We start from the raw sequence: 17,295 nt of genomic DNA, 5'->3' as shown, positions 1-17,295 counted from the left end.
TTTCGGACCAACTGATCGAGAACTGATGCGAACCGAGACCGGCGTCTTTCAACTGGAAACGATGCCAAAAAGCCCGCCGAAATCGGGGCGCATCAAGCCGCTGAGGTCGTAACCTTCCTCAAACGTGATCACACCCCGCGCATGTTTCCCCAAAGCAGGACATGGAGCTGCGGGAGAACGCGCGCATCAAACCACCGGTCTGAGGCGACCCTGTCGACCAGCCACCGCATCCGGTTGAGAATACCTTCGAGATCGATCAAGGCTTCATCTTCCACCGGCGGCGTATGATTGCCTGGCTGCAGGAAGATCGGAAGTTCTTTGAATTCCTTCGCGACAGACCTCGCAAAAGCATAGTCGGCCTCATCGAAGATGACGATCTTCAGCGCGATTCGGGGACCGCTGCGTGCGGCCGCCACGCAGTTCCTCAGTTCGCCTGGCTTGAATTCCATACCACTGGACGGTGGTTTGGGACTGAGGATCAAATGATCCAGCTCTGCAAACCAGTCCTGAGCGATTGATCCCTGCGTTTCCAAGGCAAATTGATAGCCATCGCGCTTTCCCCTGGTTATCAGCGGCCCGAGCGGCTGAATCGCCGGGTTTCCACCGGACAGGGAAATCGTCAGCGGACAGCCGTCAGAGAGTGATTCCACTTTCGACCAGATATCCTCGACCGACATCGGCGTCCACTCGTCACGGAAGGCGCTGTCGACGGCATGGAGGGTATCGCACCATTCGCAGCGATAGTCGCAGCCGCCTGTTCTGACGAAAACGGTCGGAAGGCCCACGAGCGGCCCTTCCCCCTGGATCGTCGGTCCGAAGATTTCGCTGATGCGGATCTTTTGCTCCCTGCCCGTCATGGACGATATTCCGCCCATGTCTTCGGCGTTTCGCTCACCCTGACAGCAGACGTCTCCGGCAGGCGTTGCTTGCACCAGTCATAAAAATGCCTGGCGAGCCATTCGGATGTCACCCGGTCATGGCCGAGTACATCATTGAGGTGGCGGTGATCGAAACTCTCATCGATGTAGTGCTTGAGTGGCGAAAGCTCGTGATAATCACGGACAAAGCCATCCTCGTTCAACTCAGAGGCGGCAAGCTCGATCTCGACTATGTAATTGTGGCCGTGAAGACGTGCGCACTGATGGTCATCAGGAAGATGGGACAGTTGATGCGAGGCCGAGAAATGGAACTCCTTGGTGATCCGGTACATTACTTAGCCTCTTCTGCTCTGAATGCACTCGTCGCAGTGGCCCAGAAATCCGGGTCGCCATAGACGGTCGGATCCTCGACACCGGCGAGATGGAAAGCTTCGCGGCGCTCAACGCAGGTTCCGCATCTTCCGCAGTGCAGGCGATCGCCCTTGTAGCAGGACCAGGTCTCTTCAAAAGGCGTCCGGTTTTTCGCGCCATCAGTGACAATGTCAGCCTTCGTGGCATTCACGTACGGCGCAAGCAGCCTGACATTCGCATACCCCTCGAGCGCATGCTGTTGCATCACCTCGAACGAAGAAATGAATCCAGGCCGGCAGTCCGGGTAGATGAAATGGTCTCCACCGTGGACCGCAATCGCCACGGCGTCTGCGTGACGAGCAGCAGCAAGGCCGAACGCGATCGACAGCATGATGGCATTGCGGTTCGGCACGACCGTTGCCTTCATCGTCTCTTCGGCGTAGTGCCCGTCAGGAACCTCAATATCGTCCGTGAGGGCGGAGCCGGTCAGGTGCTTGCCCACATTCGATATGTCTATGATGTCGTGTGGCACGGCGAGCCTTCGCGCGCAAAGAGCCGCGAATTCCAGCTCTTTGACATGCCGTTGACCGTAGTTGAAGGAGATCAGACCGATCAGTTGGTGGTCCGCCGCAATCTTGTATGCAAGCGAAATAGAATCAAGTCCGCCTGAGCAGACGACAAGTACTTTCATTTTAGGATCCCTTGTTTTGTTGAACCGGGTGGGCTGCGACCGGTTAGCGGGGCACCTACTAAACTTCTGATGCCGTGATGTCTAGTAACTTTGCAGGCAAAAACCTTCGCCACCCACTCCTCCAAGCAGGCACAAAAGGGGACAGTTTGGGAGGAGGATCGTGCGGCGGAAAAGAAGGAAGACCGTGACGTCGCCGGCCTCGTGTCACCAAAACCTCTCGGGCGACGGCCCGAGGCCGCCGCTCGTGAAATTCGAACGTAGTCAGAGGATTAAGCGAAGTTTGCCTGGCGCTTCGGCAGTTTCCAGCCGGGGCGGGCGAAATGGCATGTATAGCCATTCGGAATGCGCTCGAGATAATCCTGATGTTCCGGTTCGGCTTCCCAGAAGTCGCTGACGGGAACGACTTCCGTCACGACCTTACCTGGCCAGAGACCGGAAGCATCCACATCAGCGATCGTATCTTCGGCCGTCTGCCGCTGGTTTTCATCCGCGTAGAAGATTGCCGAACGATAGCTTGTGCCAATGTCATTACCCTGGCGATTGCGGGTCGACGGATCATGGATCTGGAAGAAGAATTCCAGAATATCGCGATAGCTCGTCTTTTGCGGATCGAAGATTATCTCTATCGCCTCGGCATGGTTGCCGTGGTTGCGGTAGGTTGCATTGGGGATTTCACCGCCCGTGTAACCGACACGCGTCGAAACAACGCCGGGAAGCCGTCGGATAAGGTCCTGCATTCCCCAAAAGCAACCGCCAGCAAGTACTGCACGTTCTGTCGTCATGGACATGTCCTTTCCAGTGCGCGAGATGGGCGGGAATCGTCTGGTGCGCTCCGCTGACGCCTATATGGGTATTCGGCTCAATCATCGCCAGCCCACTGGGGCGATGCCGGGATATCCTCTTCCAGCGACAGGTCCAGCTTAAAGCAACGATCAACGCAGATAGCGCGTTTCTCGCGCGGAGATTCGCGCTCCATCCTATTTTGCAAACAGGTTTTTGAGCTGCGACGGCTGGCAACGGAGATATTGATTGGCCGCTTTCACCTGCCCACCGAGTTCGGCGGCTGCGTGCCATGGCCATCGCGGATCGTAGAGGATGGCACGAGCGAGCGCGATAAGGTCTGCATCGCCCGTCGCAACGATTGCCTCGGCCTGCGTCGGCTCGGTGATCAGTCCGACGGCGATAACAGGCATTTTTACGGCGCTTTTGATGGCCCGGGCGAGCGGCACCTGGTAGTTCGGGCTGACCGGGATCGCCTGAGAGGGGTGCAGACCGCCGCTCGATACGTGAATGGCATCGCAGCCTCTCGCTTCTAGCATCCTGGCAAATTCCACACTCTCGGAAATCCCCAGACCGCCTTCGACCCAGTCTGTGGCGGATACGCGCATCGTCACCGGCCGATCGGAGGGAAAGGCATCCCTCACCGCGTCAAGGACCTCCAGCGGAAACCGGGCACGGTTTTCCAGCGAGCCGCCATATTCATCGGTTCGCTGGTTCGATAGAGGCGACAGGAACTGGTGCAGCAGATAGCCATGGGCGCCATGGATCTGGATGGCATCAATGCCGATTTTCGCCGCCCGCCGCGCAGCAGCGGCAAAGGCATCGCGGACACGCTTCATGCCATCGCGGTCGAGTGCAGTCGGCGGCACATAGTTCGGGTTGAAGGCGATAGCGGAAGGCGCTTCGGTCTGCCATCCGTTCGGATCGGTCGGCGAAAACTGGCCGCCGCCTCTCCATGGAACCTCGGTCGACGCCTTGCGGCCGGCATGCGCCAATTGGACCGCAATCGGCATATCCGACCATTTCCTGATGCTTTCGAGCGTGCGGGCCATCCCGGCCTCGGAAGGGTCGTCATAAAGGCCGACATCGGCAAAGGTGATGCGTCCTTCGGGAACGACAGCGGTCGCTTCGATGGTCAGCAGTGCCGCGCCGGAAAGCGCCAGCTGTCCAAGATGGATCAGATGCCAGTCCGTCATGCAGCCGTCGACGGCCGAGTACTGGCACATGGGCGCGATCACGATGCGGTTGGCGAGTTCGAGATTATGCACGGCGAAGGGCGAAAACAGGACAGGTTGGGGCATGGCGTTCCTCGAAGTGGTATTCGGTTGTCTTGGTTTATAGCACCCAGTTGGATCTTTGCGACGGTTAGCAGAGCCTCGCGATGTCAGGAACTGTCCTTTGGTGTGGGTCCACTTTGCGGAGAGGCCTGCGAAGCAGCTTCGTCCGATTGTTGCATCACGAGGAAGAAAGCCTTCAGCAGAACGTTAGTTCAGGCTCACTGCGGCCGGGTGTATCGCTGCACCGACGATATTCCATCTGCAAACGGCCAACAGTCCGCGATCGCCCCACCTGCCAAAGTATCAAGCGATATCGTCCCGCAGGCTCGAAACGGTGACCGAAGAGACGATGGCTATTGCAGCCCATGGAGAACGACGTGAGCAAGGACCTTATTTCTCCCCTCATGCGCATACAAATTCAACTTGCAATTGCAAGTTCGAGACGTGATTTCGACGCTCTTCGATTCCTGGAACTCGAGGCGAAGCAAATGACGCTCAGTGGAGCTGAAATCGACGCCGCGAAGCGCGGAGTCAGTTTCGACCTGTTTGTCGAAATCGCCGTCAAATTCGCGCTGGCGATAGAAGCCGGTGACGGAGCGGCAAGCGCCCTCGCAAGTCGCCAACTAAGGGCTTTCGGTGCTCCTGACATTGCTTCGGAACTGCGAGCCTTCATCAAGAAACTGGAGCCCTCGAAGGCGAGATCAAAAGCAGGACGTCAGCGGCTTGCCTTGGCTGATAGATTGCGATCGGAATAAAAGCGTTTAAACCTCTGTCAGGGGCTTAGGCTTTTGAAGACAGTGTGAACCGCATGGATCGATGGCAGGCAATGAGGGTCTTCGTGAAGGTCGCGGAGGCCGAGAGCTTTGCAGACGCAGGACGGCAACTCCACATGAGTCCTCCCGCAGTCACTCGCATGGTGTCTGCCCTGGAAGATATCATTGGCACGCGCCTTCTCACGCGCACGACACGGTCCGTCAAACTGACGGAGGCGGGTGTCCAGTATTTTGCAGACTGCCAGAGGCTCCTCGCCGATCTCTCGGAGGTCGAAGCAGCCGCAGCCGGCGCGTATGGCAAACCTACTGGCACGCTTACCGTCACCACCTCCGTCATGTTCGGCACGATGTTCGTCCTGCCACTAATGACCGAATATCTTGATCTCTATCCCGATGTGATCGGTCGCGGCCTGTTCGTCGACCGGGTCGTGAGCATGATCGACGAAGGTATCGATGTTGCGATCCGCATCGGTCATCTGCCCGACTCCGGCCTCACCGCAACGCGCGTCGGCCAAGTGAGACGCGTGATCTGCGGATCCCCTGGCTATTTTGAAAAGCATGGCGTTCCGATGACGCCCGGCGATCTGTCGACCCATCGCATTGTCGCCTCGACCAGTGCGTGGACATCGCTCGAATGGCGTTTCGGGGTGCGGAAGAAGTCAACCGTCCACGTCAATCCTCGTCTCTTCTGCAGCACCAACGAGGCTGCTATCTCGGCGGCGGCTTCCGGCTGGGGTCTGACGCGCGTTCTGTCCTATCAGATTGCGCCGCAGCTTGAGGCTGGCGAATTGCGCACCGTCCTCGCTGATTATGAAGAGGAGGCTTTGCCGATCCATGTCGTCCATCCCGAAGGCCGGCATGCTTCGGCAAAAGTGCGAAGCTTCATCGATTTTTCGGTGGAAAAGCTGAGATCCAACAGACACTTCAATTAGTGGGGAAAGACCCGCGTATTCAGCTCTGAATGCGCGGGCTCTCATGAAAGCGATTGTTACCTTGCAATCTTGCGATCGAGGAAATCGCGGATGAGTGGCACCATCTCCTCCAGCTTGTCTTCAAGGGCGAAATGACCTGTGTCGAGGAGGTGCATTTCAGCGTCCGGAAGATCACGCAGGTAAGGATGGGCGCCGACCTCCGGGAAGATCTTGTCGTTCTTGCCCCAGACGATCAGCGTCGGCGGCTTTCGTTCACGGAAGAAGGCCTGGAACTGCGGGTAGAGCGGGACGTTCGTGCCGTAATCGTGGAAGAGGTCGAGCTGGATATCCTTGTTGCCGGGACGGTCGAGCAAAGCCTGATCGTGAACCCAGTTGTCTGGGCTGATGCGGGTGAGGTCCTTGACACCGTCCGTGTACTGGAACTTGGTGGTCTCAAGAACCACGAGATTGGAGAGCGCCTCGCGCTTCTCCTTCGAATCGTCGGCCCAGTAGGCCTTGATCGGATCCCAGAACTCGCGCAGGCCTTCTTCATAGGCGTTGCCGTTCTGGACGATCAACCCGCTCACCCGTTCCGGATGCTTGAGAGCCAGACGGTAGCCAACCGGTGCGCCGTAATCCATGAGATACATGGCGTATTTCTTGGCGCCGAGCTCAGTCATCAGCGTATCGACCATGTCTGCATAATGGCCGAATGTGTAGGCGAACTTGGTGTGATCCGGTGCGTCACTCTGACCAAAGCCCGGATAGTCGGGGGCGATGACGTGGTAGCGATCTGCCAGCAACGGAATGAGGTTGCGGAACATGTGCGAGGATGTTGGGAAGCCGTGCAGAAGCAGGACGACCGGGCCGTCGGCCGGGCCGGCTTCCCGATAGAATATGTCGACGCCATCGATCTTGGTCGAACGATAGTGTACGGTCACCGGCACCTGCTGGGCGATCGCAACCTGCTTGGCAGGAGCGGCGACGGCTTGGGAAAGGGGAGCAAAGCTGACGGTTGCCAGCATCAGGGAAAGGATCAGTCTGTTCATCTCAGTTCTCCGTTTTTGACAAATTCACCAACAGCCCTTGCTGGCCTGGCACCAACATAGCCATTCATCGGAATCCGTTAATCGGCAGAACGTGGAAGTTATTATTCCACTTGCAGGAAGAATTCGCCCCCTATCGCGAGCAGGCATCGCGATCCAGCCAGCGGTGAGGGCACAAAACCACCTGTGCATGTGCAAACCAGCTAACTGTTTCTTCACGCCAGGCAGATAGTTCAAGAAAATGATGATCTGTTCTGAGGGCATGATGACCTTGGGTGACATGGAAGCAATGTTGCAAATGGCGCAGCTGATGGAAGCTGCGGGCGTGATGGTTGCGGTCTACGACCAGGATGACCGGTTACGCTTTGCCAATCGTGCGTTTCGCGATGCCTGGTTCATCGCAGAGGACGAACAACCACTCTGGTCCGAGCTGATGCGGCGCAACTTTCACGCCCGCCGCGGAACGATCATTGCCATGACCGACTTTGAGAGCTGGTTGCTGTCGACGCTCGCCCGTCGAGGCAAAGCCGGGTTTCGCGCCTTTGAGACCGACCTTCATGACGGCCGATGGTTATGGATGACCGAGACCATGCAGGCCAATGGCTGGATGCTCTGTGTCGCAAGCGACGTGACATCGATCCGCTCCGACCAGAGGACGCTGCGGCAAGATCGCGACAGCGCGATCAAGGCCTCCCAGACCGACGAGCTGACCGGTATCCCCAGCAGACGTTTCGTCATGTCGAAGATCGAGGAGCTGGTGCGCGGCTGTGGTAACCAGCAGGAGAAGGGCGGTTGCCTCGCGGTTCTCGACATCGACAATTTCAAATATATCAATGACCGTTTCGGCCATATTACCGGTGATGCCGTTCTCAGGGATTTCGCAGCCACGCTGCAGAAAATGGTGCGCAAGACGGATATTCTCGGTCGCGTCGGCGGCGAAGAGTTTGTTCTGGTTCTTCCGAACACGGTTCCCGAAGAAGCGGCAGAGATCGTCAATCGCATGCTGGTTGCCGTGAGGCAGTCTCGCCCGCTGGCCGATCAGCTCAGCTTCCGCTACAGTTTTTCCGCAGGCATTGCCTCTCTCATGAGCGGAGACTATGCCAATGATATCTATCGAAGGGCCGATCTGGCGCTCTACGCGGCCAAGATGAGAGGCCGCGACCAGATCAGCATCGATCCCCATGCGCACCCGCTTGGACGGCAGAAATCATAACCGGCCATAAGCCAGAGAGTTTCAATGGTCGAAAAGATCGCGCCCACCTCGCCCACGGCAGCCTCCTCGGCCACACACGTGAACCACAGCACCTCCATCGGCTCTGAACCTGACAATGCCTGGGTCGCCGGGCGACAGGCAAAGATCACCGCTGGCAATGAGAAAAAAGATGATCACCATACCGCTGATAGCGATGGGGATCGTATCGACGCTGATGATGATCGCGCAGCGGATCGGCATCTGGACCATCACTCCCCCCATCCCCGTGCAGAGGCTGCCGATCCGGACGAAGAACGCCTGTCCGGCGAGAGTGACCGCATCGGCAGCGGCAACCTGGATGAGGATGTCCCGTTCGGCGAGCATGTCGGATATCTGTAAGTGATTGCGATCACACACTGACCAGCCCATCGCGCCTAGCTTCGATCAGGAGCCGGCTCATCATTGATACCGGTTCATCTCTACTCATCGCACTCAGACTTGGTCAGCAACAGCTGAGAAAACCTTTTCTCACTTGACACGTTACCTGAGAAAAGCTTTTCTCATCGTAATTTCGATGGGAGGAGCTGCTGGACACAACGGGAGGGAAAAGAGGCCGGATCACCATTCACGATGTCGCGGCTGCTGCTGGAATCAGCATCTCCACGGCATCGAAGGCGCTAAACGATACGGGCCGGATGGGACTGGAAACGCGCGAACGGGTCAAGCGCATCGCGGCGGAGATCGGGTACAGGCCGAACGCTTTGGCGAGGGGCCTGCTCAGCAAACGCAGTTTCACGATCGGGCTTCTCACCAACGATACCTATGGCCGTTTTACCCTGCCGGTCATGGCAGGCATATCGGATGCTCTCGTTGATCATGGCGTTTCGGTCTTTCTGTGCGCGATTGAGGAGGACCCGGCGCTGGCGCAGATTCATGTCGAGGCGATGCTCGACAAACAGGTTGACGGCATCATCGCAACGGGAAAGCGTCTCGATAGAAGGTTACCGGTCGATCTGTCGAATTTGAATGTGCCGGTGGTCTACGCATTTACGGAAGGAGCGTCCGGAAGTGTCACCTTCCGCTCCGATGATGCGCAGGGCGCGCGGCTTGCCGTCGAGTGGCTGGCAAAGCTCGGGCGCAAGCGAATGGTGCATGTCACCGGACCGGAGAATTTCTTCTCGGTGCGCGAGCGTGCCGATGCCTATCGCAGGGTCGCGGGAGAAGAGCGGCCGGTCCTGTTTGGGGTGTGGTCGGAAACCTGGGGCCACGAGGCCGTTGCAAGATTGTGGAGCGACGGCGGCGAAAAGCCGGACGGCATCTTCTGCGGCAATGACCAGATTGCGCGCGGTGTCATCGATGCGCTACGCGAACGGGGCATCCGGGTGCCGCAGGATGTTTCGGTGGTCGGCTTCGACAATTGGGAGATTGTCGCCGCCCAGACACGGCCGCCGCTGACGACGGTGGATATGGAGTTGAAGGAACTGGGGCGACAGGCCGGATTAACGGTTCTGGCGCTTGCGGAGGGACGCTCTGTCGAGCCCGGCATCAGGAAACTGCCATGCCGTCTTGTCGTGCGGCAATCATGCGGGGGTGACACCCTCGGAATATAGCAACGGCGCGAAGGAGACGCGCCAATTTGGGAGGAGAGCCAATGATGAAGCGTCTATTGGTGGCAACTAGTATTGCCACCCTCAGCCTGGTCTCGACAGCCTCGGCTGCCGAAAAAATCGAAATGTGGGTTCGCACGGGTATTGGCGATTCCTTCAAGAAGGTTGTCGAGGCCTATAATGCGAGCCACGAAAACCAGGTCGTCACCACCGAAGTGCCCTTCGGCGAACTGGTGCAGAAATACGCAACCGCAATCGCCGGAGGCCAGGCGCCCGATGCCCTGTCGATGGACCTGATCTATAACCCGGCCTTCGCTGCCGCGGGTCAGCTTGAGGACCTGACGGATTGGGCAAAGAGTCTGCCCTATTTCAATTCGCTGTCGCCGTCGCATGTCAAACTCGGCACCTATCAGGACAAGATCTACGGTCTGCCGCTTTCGGTCGAGACTTCTGTCTTTGCCTGGAACAAGGACCTGTACAAGAAGGCTGGCCTCGATCCTGAAAAGGCACCTGCGACCTGGGAGGAAATCGAAGCCAACGCCGAGAAAATCCGCAAGCTCGGCGATGATACCTACGGCTTCTACTTCTCGGGCGGCGGTTGCGGCGGCTGCATGATCTTCACCTTCACGCCGCTCGTCTGGGGTGCTGGTGCGGATATCCTCTCGGCGGACAGCAAGACCGCAACGCTCGACACGCCGCAGATGCGCAAGGCCATCGGCTTCTATCGCGATATGGTCAAGAAGGATCTCGTTCCGGCAAGTGCTGCGAGCGACAATGGCACCAACTTCCTGAGCTTCACGAACGGCAAGATCGGCCAGCAGAGCCTCGGCGCCTTCGCGATTGGGACGCTGGTTACCCAGTATCCTGACATCAACTTCGGCGTGACGCTGATCCCGAGCGTGGATGGCAAGACTTCCTCCTTTGCCGGCGGCGACAATTTCGTCATCACCAAGGGCACGAAGAAGATCGATGCCGTGAAGGAATTCCTCGAGTACATCTATTCGATGGACGGCCAGAAGGTCATGGCGAAATATGGCAGCCTGCCGACGCGCGGCGATATCGCCGATCAGGTTCTTGCCGGACTCGATCCCCGCATGCAGGTGGGCCTGAAGGCAATCTCCGTTGCCAAAACACCTTATACGCTGCAGTTCAATGATCTGATCAACAGCGCGAATGGACCCTGGGCGACCTTCACCAACGCCGCGATCTTCGGCGATGACGTCGATGGCGCTTTCTCGAATGCTCAGTCCGAGATGCAGTCCATCATCGACAGCGGCCAATAACTCTCCCGGCCGTGGCCGGGGGACGGTGGCAGTTCCCCGGCCGATCCATGACTTTATTCATAAGATGCGGAGGTTTCGATGACCGGTTCCGGTTCACAGCGCACGCGCGCTGTCCGAAAACGGCGAAGATCGCAATGGCGCGGCTTTCTTTATATCGCGCCGGCCATGGCACTCGTCATCGTCTTCTTCGTCATGCCCGTGCTGTTCACTGGGTGGATGAGCCTGCACAACTGGCCGCTGATGGGTGCAGCGCGCTGGATCGGTTTTGCCAATTATATCCGCATGTGGAACGACAGCCGTTTCATGGCGGCCTTGAACTTCACCGCCTATTACACGGTCATCGTAACCATCGCGATCTTCGCAGTCGCCTTCCCCCTCGCGATCTTCGTAGAGAAGGAACGCCGCTTCGTCAGCACCTACCGCACGATCATCTTCCTCCCCGTCGTGGTCGGCTTGGCAACAGCATCGCTGCTCTGGGTGTGGCTTGCCAATGTCGACAGCGGCTTTATCGGCCCGGCCCTTCGTGCGCTTGGCTTCGTCGAGCGAAGCCCCAATATCATGGCAAGCTTCGATACCGCTTTTGCAACCATCATCGTCATGGTCGTCTGGAAAATCGCCGGCTTTACGATGATCATCCTGTTGACCGGACTGCAGGCCATCCCATCCGAGTTGACGGAGGCTGCCCGCATCGATGGCGCCGGCCGTTGGCAGCGCTTCCGGCACCTGACCCTGCCGCTGATGCGCAAGACGATTGCGCTAGCGCTGATCGTCTCGGTCACCGGCTCGATCCTCGCCTTCGACCAGTTCTACATCATGACGGCAGGTGGACCACAGAACAAGATGATCTCGGTCGTCTATTACATCTTCAACCAGTCCTTCGTCTCCTTCAATCTGGGTTACGGATCCGCCCTTTCGATCGTGCTTCTGGCAATCCTCGTTGCGATCTCAATCGTCCAGCTCTGGCTGCTGCGTGTCGGGGAGGAACGCTGATGATCTCCTCCCGTGAACGCCGCGCCCGCAAACGCTTCAGGTCGCAATCGGCCTATCATGTCGCCGGCATTGCCATTTCGATCTTTTTCCTGGCGCCCTTCGTCATCACGCTGCTCGCCTCCTTCCGGCACGGCACGGAGGCGAGCTTGCCGCCGCTCCCGCCCTGGCCGACGACAGGGGTCAGCTTCGATGCCTATGCGCTGCTCGATACGTTCGGCGCCGGCATCTGGCGGCACATGATCAACTCGCTCTTCGTTTCGCTGGCAACAGTGCTGCTGACGGTCACCGTGAGCCTGCTCGCCGGGTATGGCTTCTCGCGCTACCGCTTTCCACTGAAGAATGCGCTTTTCGTGCTGATCATCGCCACGCTGATGATCCCGTTCCAGTCGATCCTGACACCGCTCTTCATCATCCTGGCAAAGCTCGGTCTCAACAATTCGCTGCTGGGGCTGACCCTCGTCTATGTCACTCTGCAACTTCCCTTCTCCGTCTTCATGATGCGCAATGCTTTCGACGCCGTGCCGAAGGAGATCGAGGAGGCAGCGCGCATCGACGGGGCACGGGATCTGAGGCTGCTGATCCGCGTGCTCCTGCCGCTGGTGCTGCCGGGTATTGCGACGGTCGCGATCTTTGCTTTCCTCAATGCCTGGAACGAGTTCCTGGCCGCCCTCGTGCTGCTCTCCAGCAACGAGAAATACACGCTTCCCGTCCTGATGACGGCGGTGCGCGCCGGACGCCTCGGCGCCATCAACTGGGGCGCGGTCCAGGCCGGTGTCGTCGTGATGACGATCCCCTGCCTGATCGTCTTCCTGCTCCTGCAACGCTACTACATGCGCGGGCTGATGGCCGGCGCGGTGAAATGAAGACCTTTCAACAAAATGGATGAAGCCATGAACCAGCTGAAAAGAGATAGCCAGTTCCGCCCCCTGCCCGTGCCGAGTGTCGAATTGCAGGGCCTGTTTGGCGATCGCCAGGATGCAATCTGCGATTCCACCGCCGAAACGCTGCTCGACCGCTGCGTCGAGGCCGGTATGCTGCAAGCGATCGACGTGACGAAGCCAAGCCCCGGCGTCGTCATTCCGATCGGCCCCTGGGGCGGCACGACGCAGATGTTCTGGGACAGCGACCTCGGCAAGTCGATCGAGACCGTGGCCTACTCACTCTACCGCCGGCCCAATCCGCAGCTCGAGGCCCGCGTCGATCAGATCATCGACATGTATGAGAAACTCCAGGACAAGGATGGCTATCTGAACGCGTGGTTCCAGCGCGTACAGCCGGGTCGCCGCTGGACGAACCTGCGCGACCACCACGAACTCTATTGCGCGGGACACCTGATCGAAGGCGCCGTCGCTTATTACCAGGCGACCGGCAAGAAGAAGCTGCTCGACATCATGAGCCGCTATGCCGATTACCTGATCACGGTCTTCGGCCATGGCCCTGGCCAGATCCCCGGCTATTGCGGCCACGAAGAGGTGGAACTTGCGCTCGTCAAGCTGGCGCGCGTCACCGGCGAAAAGAAATATCTCGACCTCTCAAAATTCTTCATCGACGAGCGCGGCACCGAACCGCATTTCTTTACCGAAGAAGCGATCCGAGACGGTCGCAGCGCCGCTGATTTCCATCAGAAAACCTATGAATATGGTCAGGCGCATCTGCCGGTGCGCGAGCAGAAGAAGGTCGTCGGCCATGCGGTGCGCGCCATGTACCTCTATGCCGGCATGGCCGATATCGCCACGGAATATAATGACGATACACTGACGTCCGCGCTCGAGACCCTCTGGGACGACCTGACGACCAAGCAGATGTACGTCACTGGCGGCATCGGCCCGGCAGCCTCCAACGAGGGCTTTACCGACTATTACGACCTGCCGAACGAGAGCGCCTATGCAGAAACCTGCGCTTCCGTCGGCCTGGTCTTCTGGGCGAACCGCATGCTCGGCCGCGGTCCGAACCGCCGCTATGCCGATATCATGGAGCAGGCACTCTACAATGGCGCCATGGCCGGCCTGTCGCTCGACGGCACGCGCTTCTTCTATGAAAACCCGCTCGAAAGTGCCGGCAAGCATCACCGCTGGATCTGGCATCATTGCCCCTGCTGCCCGCCGAACATCGCCCGTCTGCTCGCCTCCGTCGGCTCCTATATGTATGCGATCGCCGAAGACGAGATTGCCGTCCATCTCTACGGGGAGAGCAAGGCGCGCTTCGATCTTGCCGGCGCCAAGGTGGAGCTTTCACAGCAGACCCGCTATCCCTGGGATGGCGCGATCCACTTCGATGTGGCGCTCGACCGTCCCGCCCGTTTCGCGCTGTCGCTGCGCATCCCGGAATGGGCTGAAGGTGCGGCGCTCTCCGTTAATGGCGAAAAGCTCGATCTGCAATCCGTCGTCATCGATGGTTATGCTCGTATCGAGCGCGACTGGAAGAGCGGTGACAAGGTCGATCTGTCGATCCCGCTGACAGTCCGTAAACTCTTTGCCAACCCGCTGGTACGTCAGGACGCCGGCCGCACGGCGCTGATGCGAGGACCTCTGGTCTATTGCGTCGAGGAAACCGACAACGGCGCCGGGCTGAACGGCATTACCCTTTCGGCCGATGTTTCGCAGGCCAAGACCTCCGAAATTGCTGGTCTTCGCGGCGCAGTCGCCCTCGAACTTCCCGTCAGCCGTGATACGGCCGACTGGGGCTCGGCGCTCTATCGCACTTCGCCGCCTGCCACAAAACAGGCGAGCGCACGCTTCGTCCCCTATCCTTTCTGGGATAATCGCGAACCGGGCGAGATGCTCGTCTGGGTCAGAGCCGGCGAGGCGCGCGGTGAATAAAATGGCGGATACGGGCGTCGTGCTGACCGAAATTCGCAAGAGTTTCGGCAATCTGGAAGTCATCCATGGCATCGACCTGACCATATCGGAGGGGTCCTTCGTCGTCTTCGTCGGCCCGTCTGGATGCGGAAAATCGACGCTGCTGCGCATGATCGCGGGGTTGGAGGATGTCACCGACGGCGAGATCGAGATCAAGGGACGCAACGTCACCGATCTCGACCCTTCCGATCGCGGCATCGCCATGGTGTTCCAGTCTTACGCGCTCTATCCGCATATGAGCGTGCGCGACAATCTCGCCTTCGGCCTGAAGATGGCTAGAACGCAGGTCTCGGAGATCGAGATCCGCGTCAAGGCCGCCTCGGCGATCCTGAAGATCGATCATTTGCTTGATCGCCGGCCGGGCCAGCTTTCTGGTGGCCAGCGGCAGCGCGTCGCGATCGGTCGCGCGATCGTCCGCAAGCCGGATGTCTTCCTCTTCGACGAACCGCTGTCTAACCTCGACGCGGAACTGCGCGTCTCGATGCGTATCGAAATCGCAAGACTTCACCGCGAGCTCGGCAATACGATGATCTATGTCACGCATGACCAAACCGAAGCCATGACACTCGCCGACAAGATCGTCGTACTTCGCGATGGATATATCGAACAGGCGGGAACACCGCGCGAGATCTACGAACGGCCGAACAATGTCTTCGTCGCGGGTTTCATCGGTTCGCCGCGCATGAATCTTCTTGAGGCAAGCTGGGCCGGCGACAGCAATATCATGGTGGCCGGCAAGCGGATCCGTTCGCCGATCGGCGGCGCCGGCTTGAGCGAAGGGCAGAAGATTACACTGGGCATGCGTCCGGAGCATCTGAGGGTTGCCGCAAACTCTCAAGATGAAACGCTAAGGGCCACGGTCGATTTTGACGAATATCTCGGCGGCACTCAGTTCCTCTATTGCCAACTTGGCGATGGCCAGCCGCTGACCGTCGAATATCGGGGCTCCTCCGACATCGCGACCGGCAGCCAGCTTGCCTTCACCTGCGATCCTGCCCATCTGCATATCTTCAACGCCGATGGTGTCCGGCTCGACAAGTAAACTCGACCGATTGTAGGCTGCGGTCCGTTCTTCGGTCGGACGCTGCGGCACCGGCCGATCCCATTTCCCGCTGGAGGACAGCCCCGCCTGTCGCGTTGCATTGATCGTTTTCCTGGACTTCGAGGCCTCGTCCCTCAGCAAGAAAAGCGTTCCGATCGAAATTGCCTGGGTGTTCGAAGACGGTCGCTCGCGCTCTATCTTGATCCGCCCTGCCGCCGACTGGGACGATTGGGCAGCCGATGCAGAAGCAATCCATGGGATCTCGCGGGAATTGCTCGCATCGGAAGGCGTGCCGGTGAAGCAGGTCGCCAGCGAAATGATCGAGGTTTTGACCGGCCACGATCTCTATGCGAGCGCGCCGTCATGGGATGGAAAATGGCTGAGCGTTCTCCTGCGCGCCGCAGGCTTTCCGCGCCATGCTCTCCGGCTCGGCAAGTCACGCGATGCCTTTATGGCTGCGGCGCGTGAATTGACAGGAGCGGCGATCACGGAGACAGAGTTATCGAAGCTCATCGACGGTATCGTCGAGGAAAGCAAAGAGGTAATCCCGGCGCATCGCGCATTGGCGGACGCCACGCTTGAGCTTAGCCGATGGAAGCTTGTCCGCGAGGCGGCCAAGAAGCGGATGGCGACAGGCGGGTAGAGGTCAGCGTTTGTGAAAGCTCTCCGTCACCCAGCGCGCAAAATCCGCAGCCGGGGGCGTAAGGCGATCGAAGCTGCGGGCGACCAGCCAGTAGGCGCCATTCGGAACAGCGAGGTCGAAGAGCTGGCGCAAGCGGCCGGCCTTGATTTCCTCTTCTGCAAAGGCTTCGTCCAGGAGTGCAACGCCCTGGCCGCGTAGCGCCGCCTGTAGAACGAGCCCGTCATCGGCATAGACGGGTCCTTTTGCCGTCTCGGGCATGATGCCGGCCGCCTCGAACCACCGGCTCCAGGCGTCGCGGGTCTCCTCATGCAAGAGCTCATAAGCAAAGATCTCATGCGGAGAAGAGATCGGTGGACCACGCGCCAGAAGATCGGAAGCGATTACCGGCACGGAGCGGACGTCGATCAGGTGCCGGCTTTCTGTCCGTGGCCATGCGGCGACGGTGGCGCTGTGCCTGATTGCAATCTGCGCCTGGCCGGTACGGAATTCGATCGTCCGCGGATCGGCATCGAGCAATATCTCCACGTCAGGATGACGTTTGCGGAATTCCGGCAGCCGCGGCACCAGCCAGCAAGCGGCAAAGGAAGGTTCGACACTGACTTTCAGATCCGCTGACATTGAAGCTCCGCGGATATCCTCCAGGGATTCATCGATCTGGTCGAAGGAAGGAGTGAGCACGGCAAGCAGTTGCCGGCCGCTTCCAGTCAGCAGAACACTTCGATGGCGCCGCTCGAAGAGCGGCTGGCCCAATAGCTGTTCCAGTTCGCGGATCTGTCGGCTGACGGCCGCCTGCGAGATGAACAGTTCCTCGGCTGCGAGCGTGAAGCTCTCGAGCCGCCCGGCAGCCTCGAAACTGCGCAATGCCGTCAGCGGAAGCCGGCCGCGTTTCATCCCATAACCTCAAGTTATCCGAAGCCGACGATAAGCTCGTTTGAAGACTGGGCGCAAGAGGAGGAGAACACTTGCGAAAGGA

The 17,295-nt window shown here is 59.0% G+C and carries 18 protein-coding genes; 11 read left to right on the top strand and 7 right to left on the bottom strand.

Annotation, left to right across the window (positions count from 1 at the left end):
* Positions 1–128 precede the first annotated feature (128 nt).
* The 5 genes from queE to FHT78_RS09035 all read right to left on the bottom strand — a co-directional run bounded on the left by queE (position 129) and on the right by FHT78_RS09035 (position 4,001).
* Complete coding sequence (gene queE / locus FHT78_RS09055; RefSeq protein ID WP_246715209.1) at positions 129–857, bottom strand: 7-carboxy-7-deazaguanine synthase QueE; 729 nt, start codon at positions 855–857, stop codon at positions 129–131.
* On the bottom strand, positions 854–1,210 hold the full coding sequence (queD, locus tag FHT78_RS09050) for a 6-carboxytetrahydropterin synthase QueD (RefSeq protein WP_183742699.1): 357 nt from the start codon (positions 1,208–1,210) through the stop codon (positions 854–856). Before queD ends, queE begins: the two co-directional genes overlap by 4 nt.
* A complete protein-coding gene (gene queC / locus FHT78_RS09045; RefSeq protein ID WP_183742697.1) occupies positions 1,210–1,920 on the bottom strand; it encodes a 7-cyano-7-deazaguanine synthase QueC in 711 nt (236 codons plus the stop codon). Before queC ends, queD begins: the two co-directional genes overlap by 1 nt.
* Positions 1,921–2,189: 269 nt before the next feature.
* The gene (msrA, locus tag FHT78_RS09040; protein ID WP_183742695.1) at positions 2,190–2,702 is read right to left on the bottom strand and encodes a peptide-methionine (S)-S-oxide reductase MsrA; all 513 of its coding nucleotides are present in this window, start codon (positions 2,700–2,702) and stop codon (positions 2,190–2,192) included.
* A 195-nt stretch (positions 2,703–2,897) separates the two neighbouring features.
* A complete protein-coding gene (locus FHT78_RS09035) occupies positions 2,898–4,001 on the bottom strand; it encodes an NADH:flavin oxidoreductase/NADH oxidase (protein WP_183742692.1) in 1,104 nt (367 codons plus the stop codon).
* Positions 4,002–4,354: 353 nt separating this feature from the next.
* On the opposite strand from FHT78_RS09035, the gene FHT78_RS09030 reads away from it, so the two are divergent.
* Positions 4,355–4,732 (top strand): hypothetical protein, encoded by a 378-nt coding sequence (locus FHT78_RS09030; RefSeq protein WP_183742690.1) that lies wholly within the window; start codon positions 4,355–4,357, stop codon positions 4,730–4,732.
* Between the two features lie 53 nt (positions 4,733–4,785).
* Complete coding sequence (locus FHT78_RS09025) at positions 4,786–5,682, top strand: LysR family transcriptional regulator (RefSeq protein ID WP_183743470.1); 897 nt, start codon at positions 4,786–4,788, stop codon at positions 5,680–5,682.
* Between the two features lie 56 nt (positions 5,683–5,738).
* On the opposite strand, the gene FHT78_RS09020 is transcribed toward FHT78_RS09025, so the two are convergent.
* Complete coding sequence (locus FHT78_RS09020) at positions 5,739–6,710, bottom strand: alpha/beta hydrolase (protein WP_183742689.1); 972 nt, start codon at positions 6,708–6,710, stop codon at positions 5,739–5,741.
* 262 nt (positions 6,711–6,972) lie between these two features.
* On the opposite strand from FHT78_RS09020, the gene FHT78_RS09015 reads away from it, so the two are divergent.
* The 9 genes from FHT78_RS09015 to FHT78_RS08975 all read left to right on the top strand — a co-directional run bounded on the left by FHT78_RS09015 (position 6,973) and on the right by FHT78_RS08975 (position 16,322).
* Complete coding sequence (locus FHT78_RS09015) at positions 6,973–7,920, top strand: sensor domain-containing diguanylate cyclase (protein ID WP_246715205.1); 948 nt, start codon at positions 6,973–6,975, stop codon at positions 7,918–7,920.
* Between the two features lie 24 nt (positions 7,921–7,944).
* Positions 7,945–8,298 carry a hypothetical protein gene (locus FHT78_RS09010; protein ID WP_183742688.1) on the top strand — a complete coding sequence of 118 codons (354 nt, stop codon included), beginning with the start codon at positions 7,945–7,947 and terminating at the stop codon, positions 8,296–8,298.
* A gap of 188 nt (positions 8,299–8,486) precedes the next feature.
* Positions 8,487–9,509 carry a LacI family DNA-binding transcriptional regulator gene (locus FHT78_RS09005; RefSeq protein WP_183743466.1) on the top strand — a complete coding sequence of 341 codons (1,023 nt, stop codon included), beginning with the start codon at positions 8,487–8,489 and terminating at the stop codon, positions 9,507–9,509.
* A gap of 41 nt (positions 9,510–9,550) precedes the next feature.
* On the top strand, positions 9,551–10,789 hold the full coding sequence (locus FHT78_RS09000; RefSeq protein ID WP_183742687.1) for a sugar ABC transporter substrate-binding protein: 1,239 nt from the start codon (positions 9,551–9,553) through the stop codon (positions 10,787–10,789).
* 78 nt (positions 10,790–10,867) lie between these two features.
* Complete coding sequence (locus FHT78_RS08995) at positions 10,868–11,779, top strand: sugar ABC transporter permease (protein ID WP_183742686.1); 912 nt, start codon at positions 10,868–10,870, stop codon at positions 11,777–11,779.
* A complete protein-coding gene (locus tag FHT78_RS08990) occupies positions 11,779–12,642 on the top strand; it encodes a carbohydrate ABC transporter permease (RefSeq protein ID WP_183742685.1) in 864 nt (287 codons plus the stop codon). The genes FHT78_RS08995 and FHT78_RS08990 overlap by 1 nt, the downstream gene beginning before the upstream one ends.
* A 27-nt stretch (positions 12,643–12,669) precedes the next feature.
* Positions 12,670–14,598: a glycoside hydrolase family 127 protein gene (locus tag FHT78_RS08985; RefSeq protein ID WP_183742684.1), complete on the top strand. Its 1,929-nt coding sequence runs from the start codon at positions 12,670–12,672 to the stop codon at positions 14,596–14,598.
* Between the two features lies 1 nt (position 14,599).
* Positions 14,600–15,679: a sn-glycerol-3-phosphate ABC transporter ATP-binding protein UgpC gene (ugpC, locus tag FHT78_RS08980; protein WP_183742683.1), complete on the top strand. Its 1,080-nt coding sequence runs from the start codon at positions 14,600–14,602 to the stop codon at positions 15,677–15,679.
* A 100-nt stretch (positions 15,680–15,779) separates the two neighbouring features.
* Entirely contained in the window at positions 15,780–16,322 is a 543-nt protein-coding gene (locus FHT78_RS08975) for a transcriptional regulator (protein ID WP_183742682.1), read from the top strand.
* A 3-nt stretch (positions 16,323–16,325) separates the two neighbouring features.
* Here FHT78_RS08975 and FHT78_RS08970 read toward each other — a convergent pair whose 3' ends face one another.
* Positions 16,326–17,213: a LysR substrate-binding domain-containing protein gene (locus FHT78_RS08970; RefSeq protein WP_183742680.1), complete on the bottom strand. Its 888-nt coding sequence runs from the start codon at positions 17,211–17,213 to the stop codon at positions 16,326–16,328.
* Positions 17,214–17,295 lie beyond the last annotated feature (82 nt).

It is taken from the genome of Rhizobium sp. BK196, assembly GCF_014193255.1.
Taxonomy (GTDB): Bacteria; Pseudomonadota; Alphaproteobacteria; order Rhizobiales; family Rhizobiaceae; genus Rhizobium.
The sequence above is the reverse complement of the archived record's forward strand: the minus strand, read 5'-3'. Positions and strand labels throughout refer to the sequence as shown.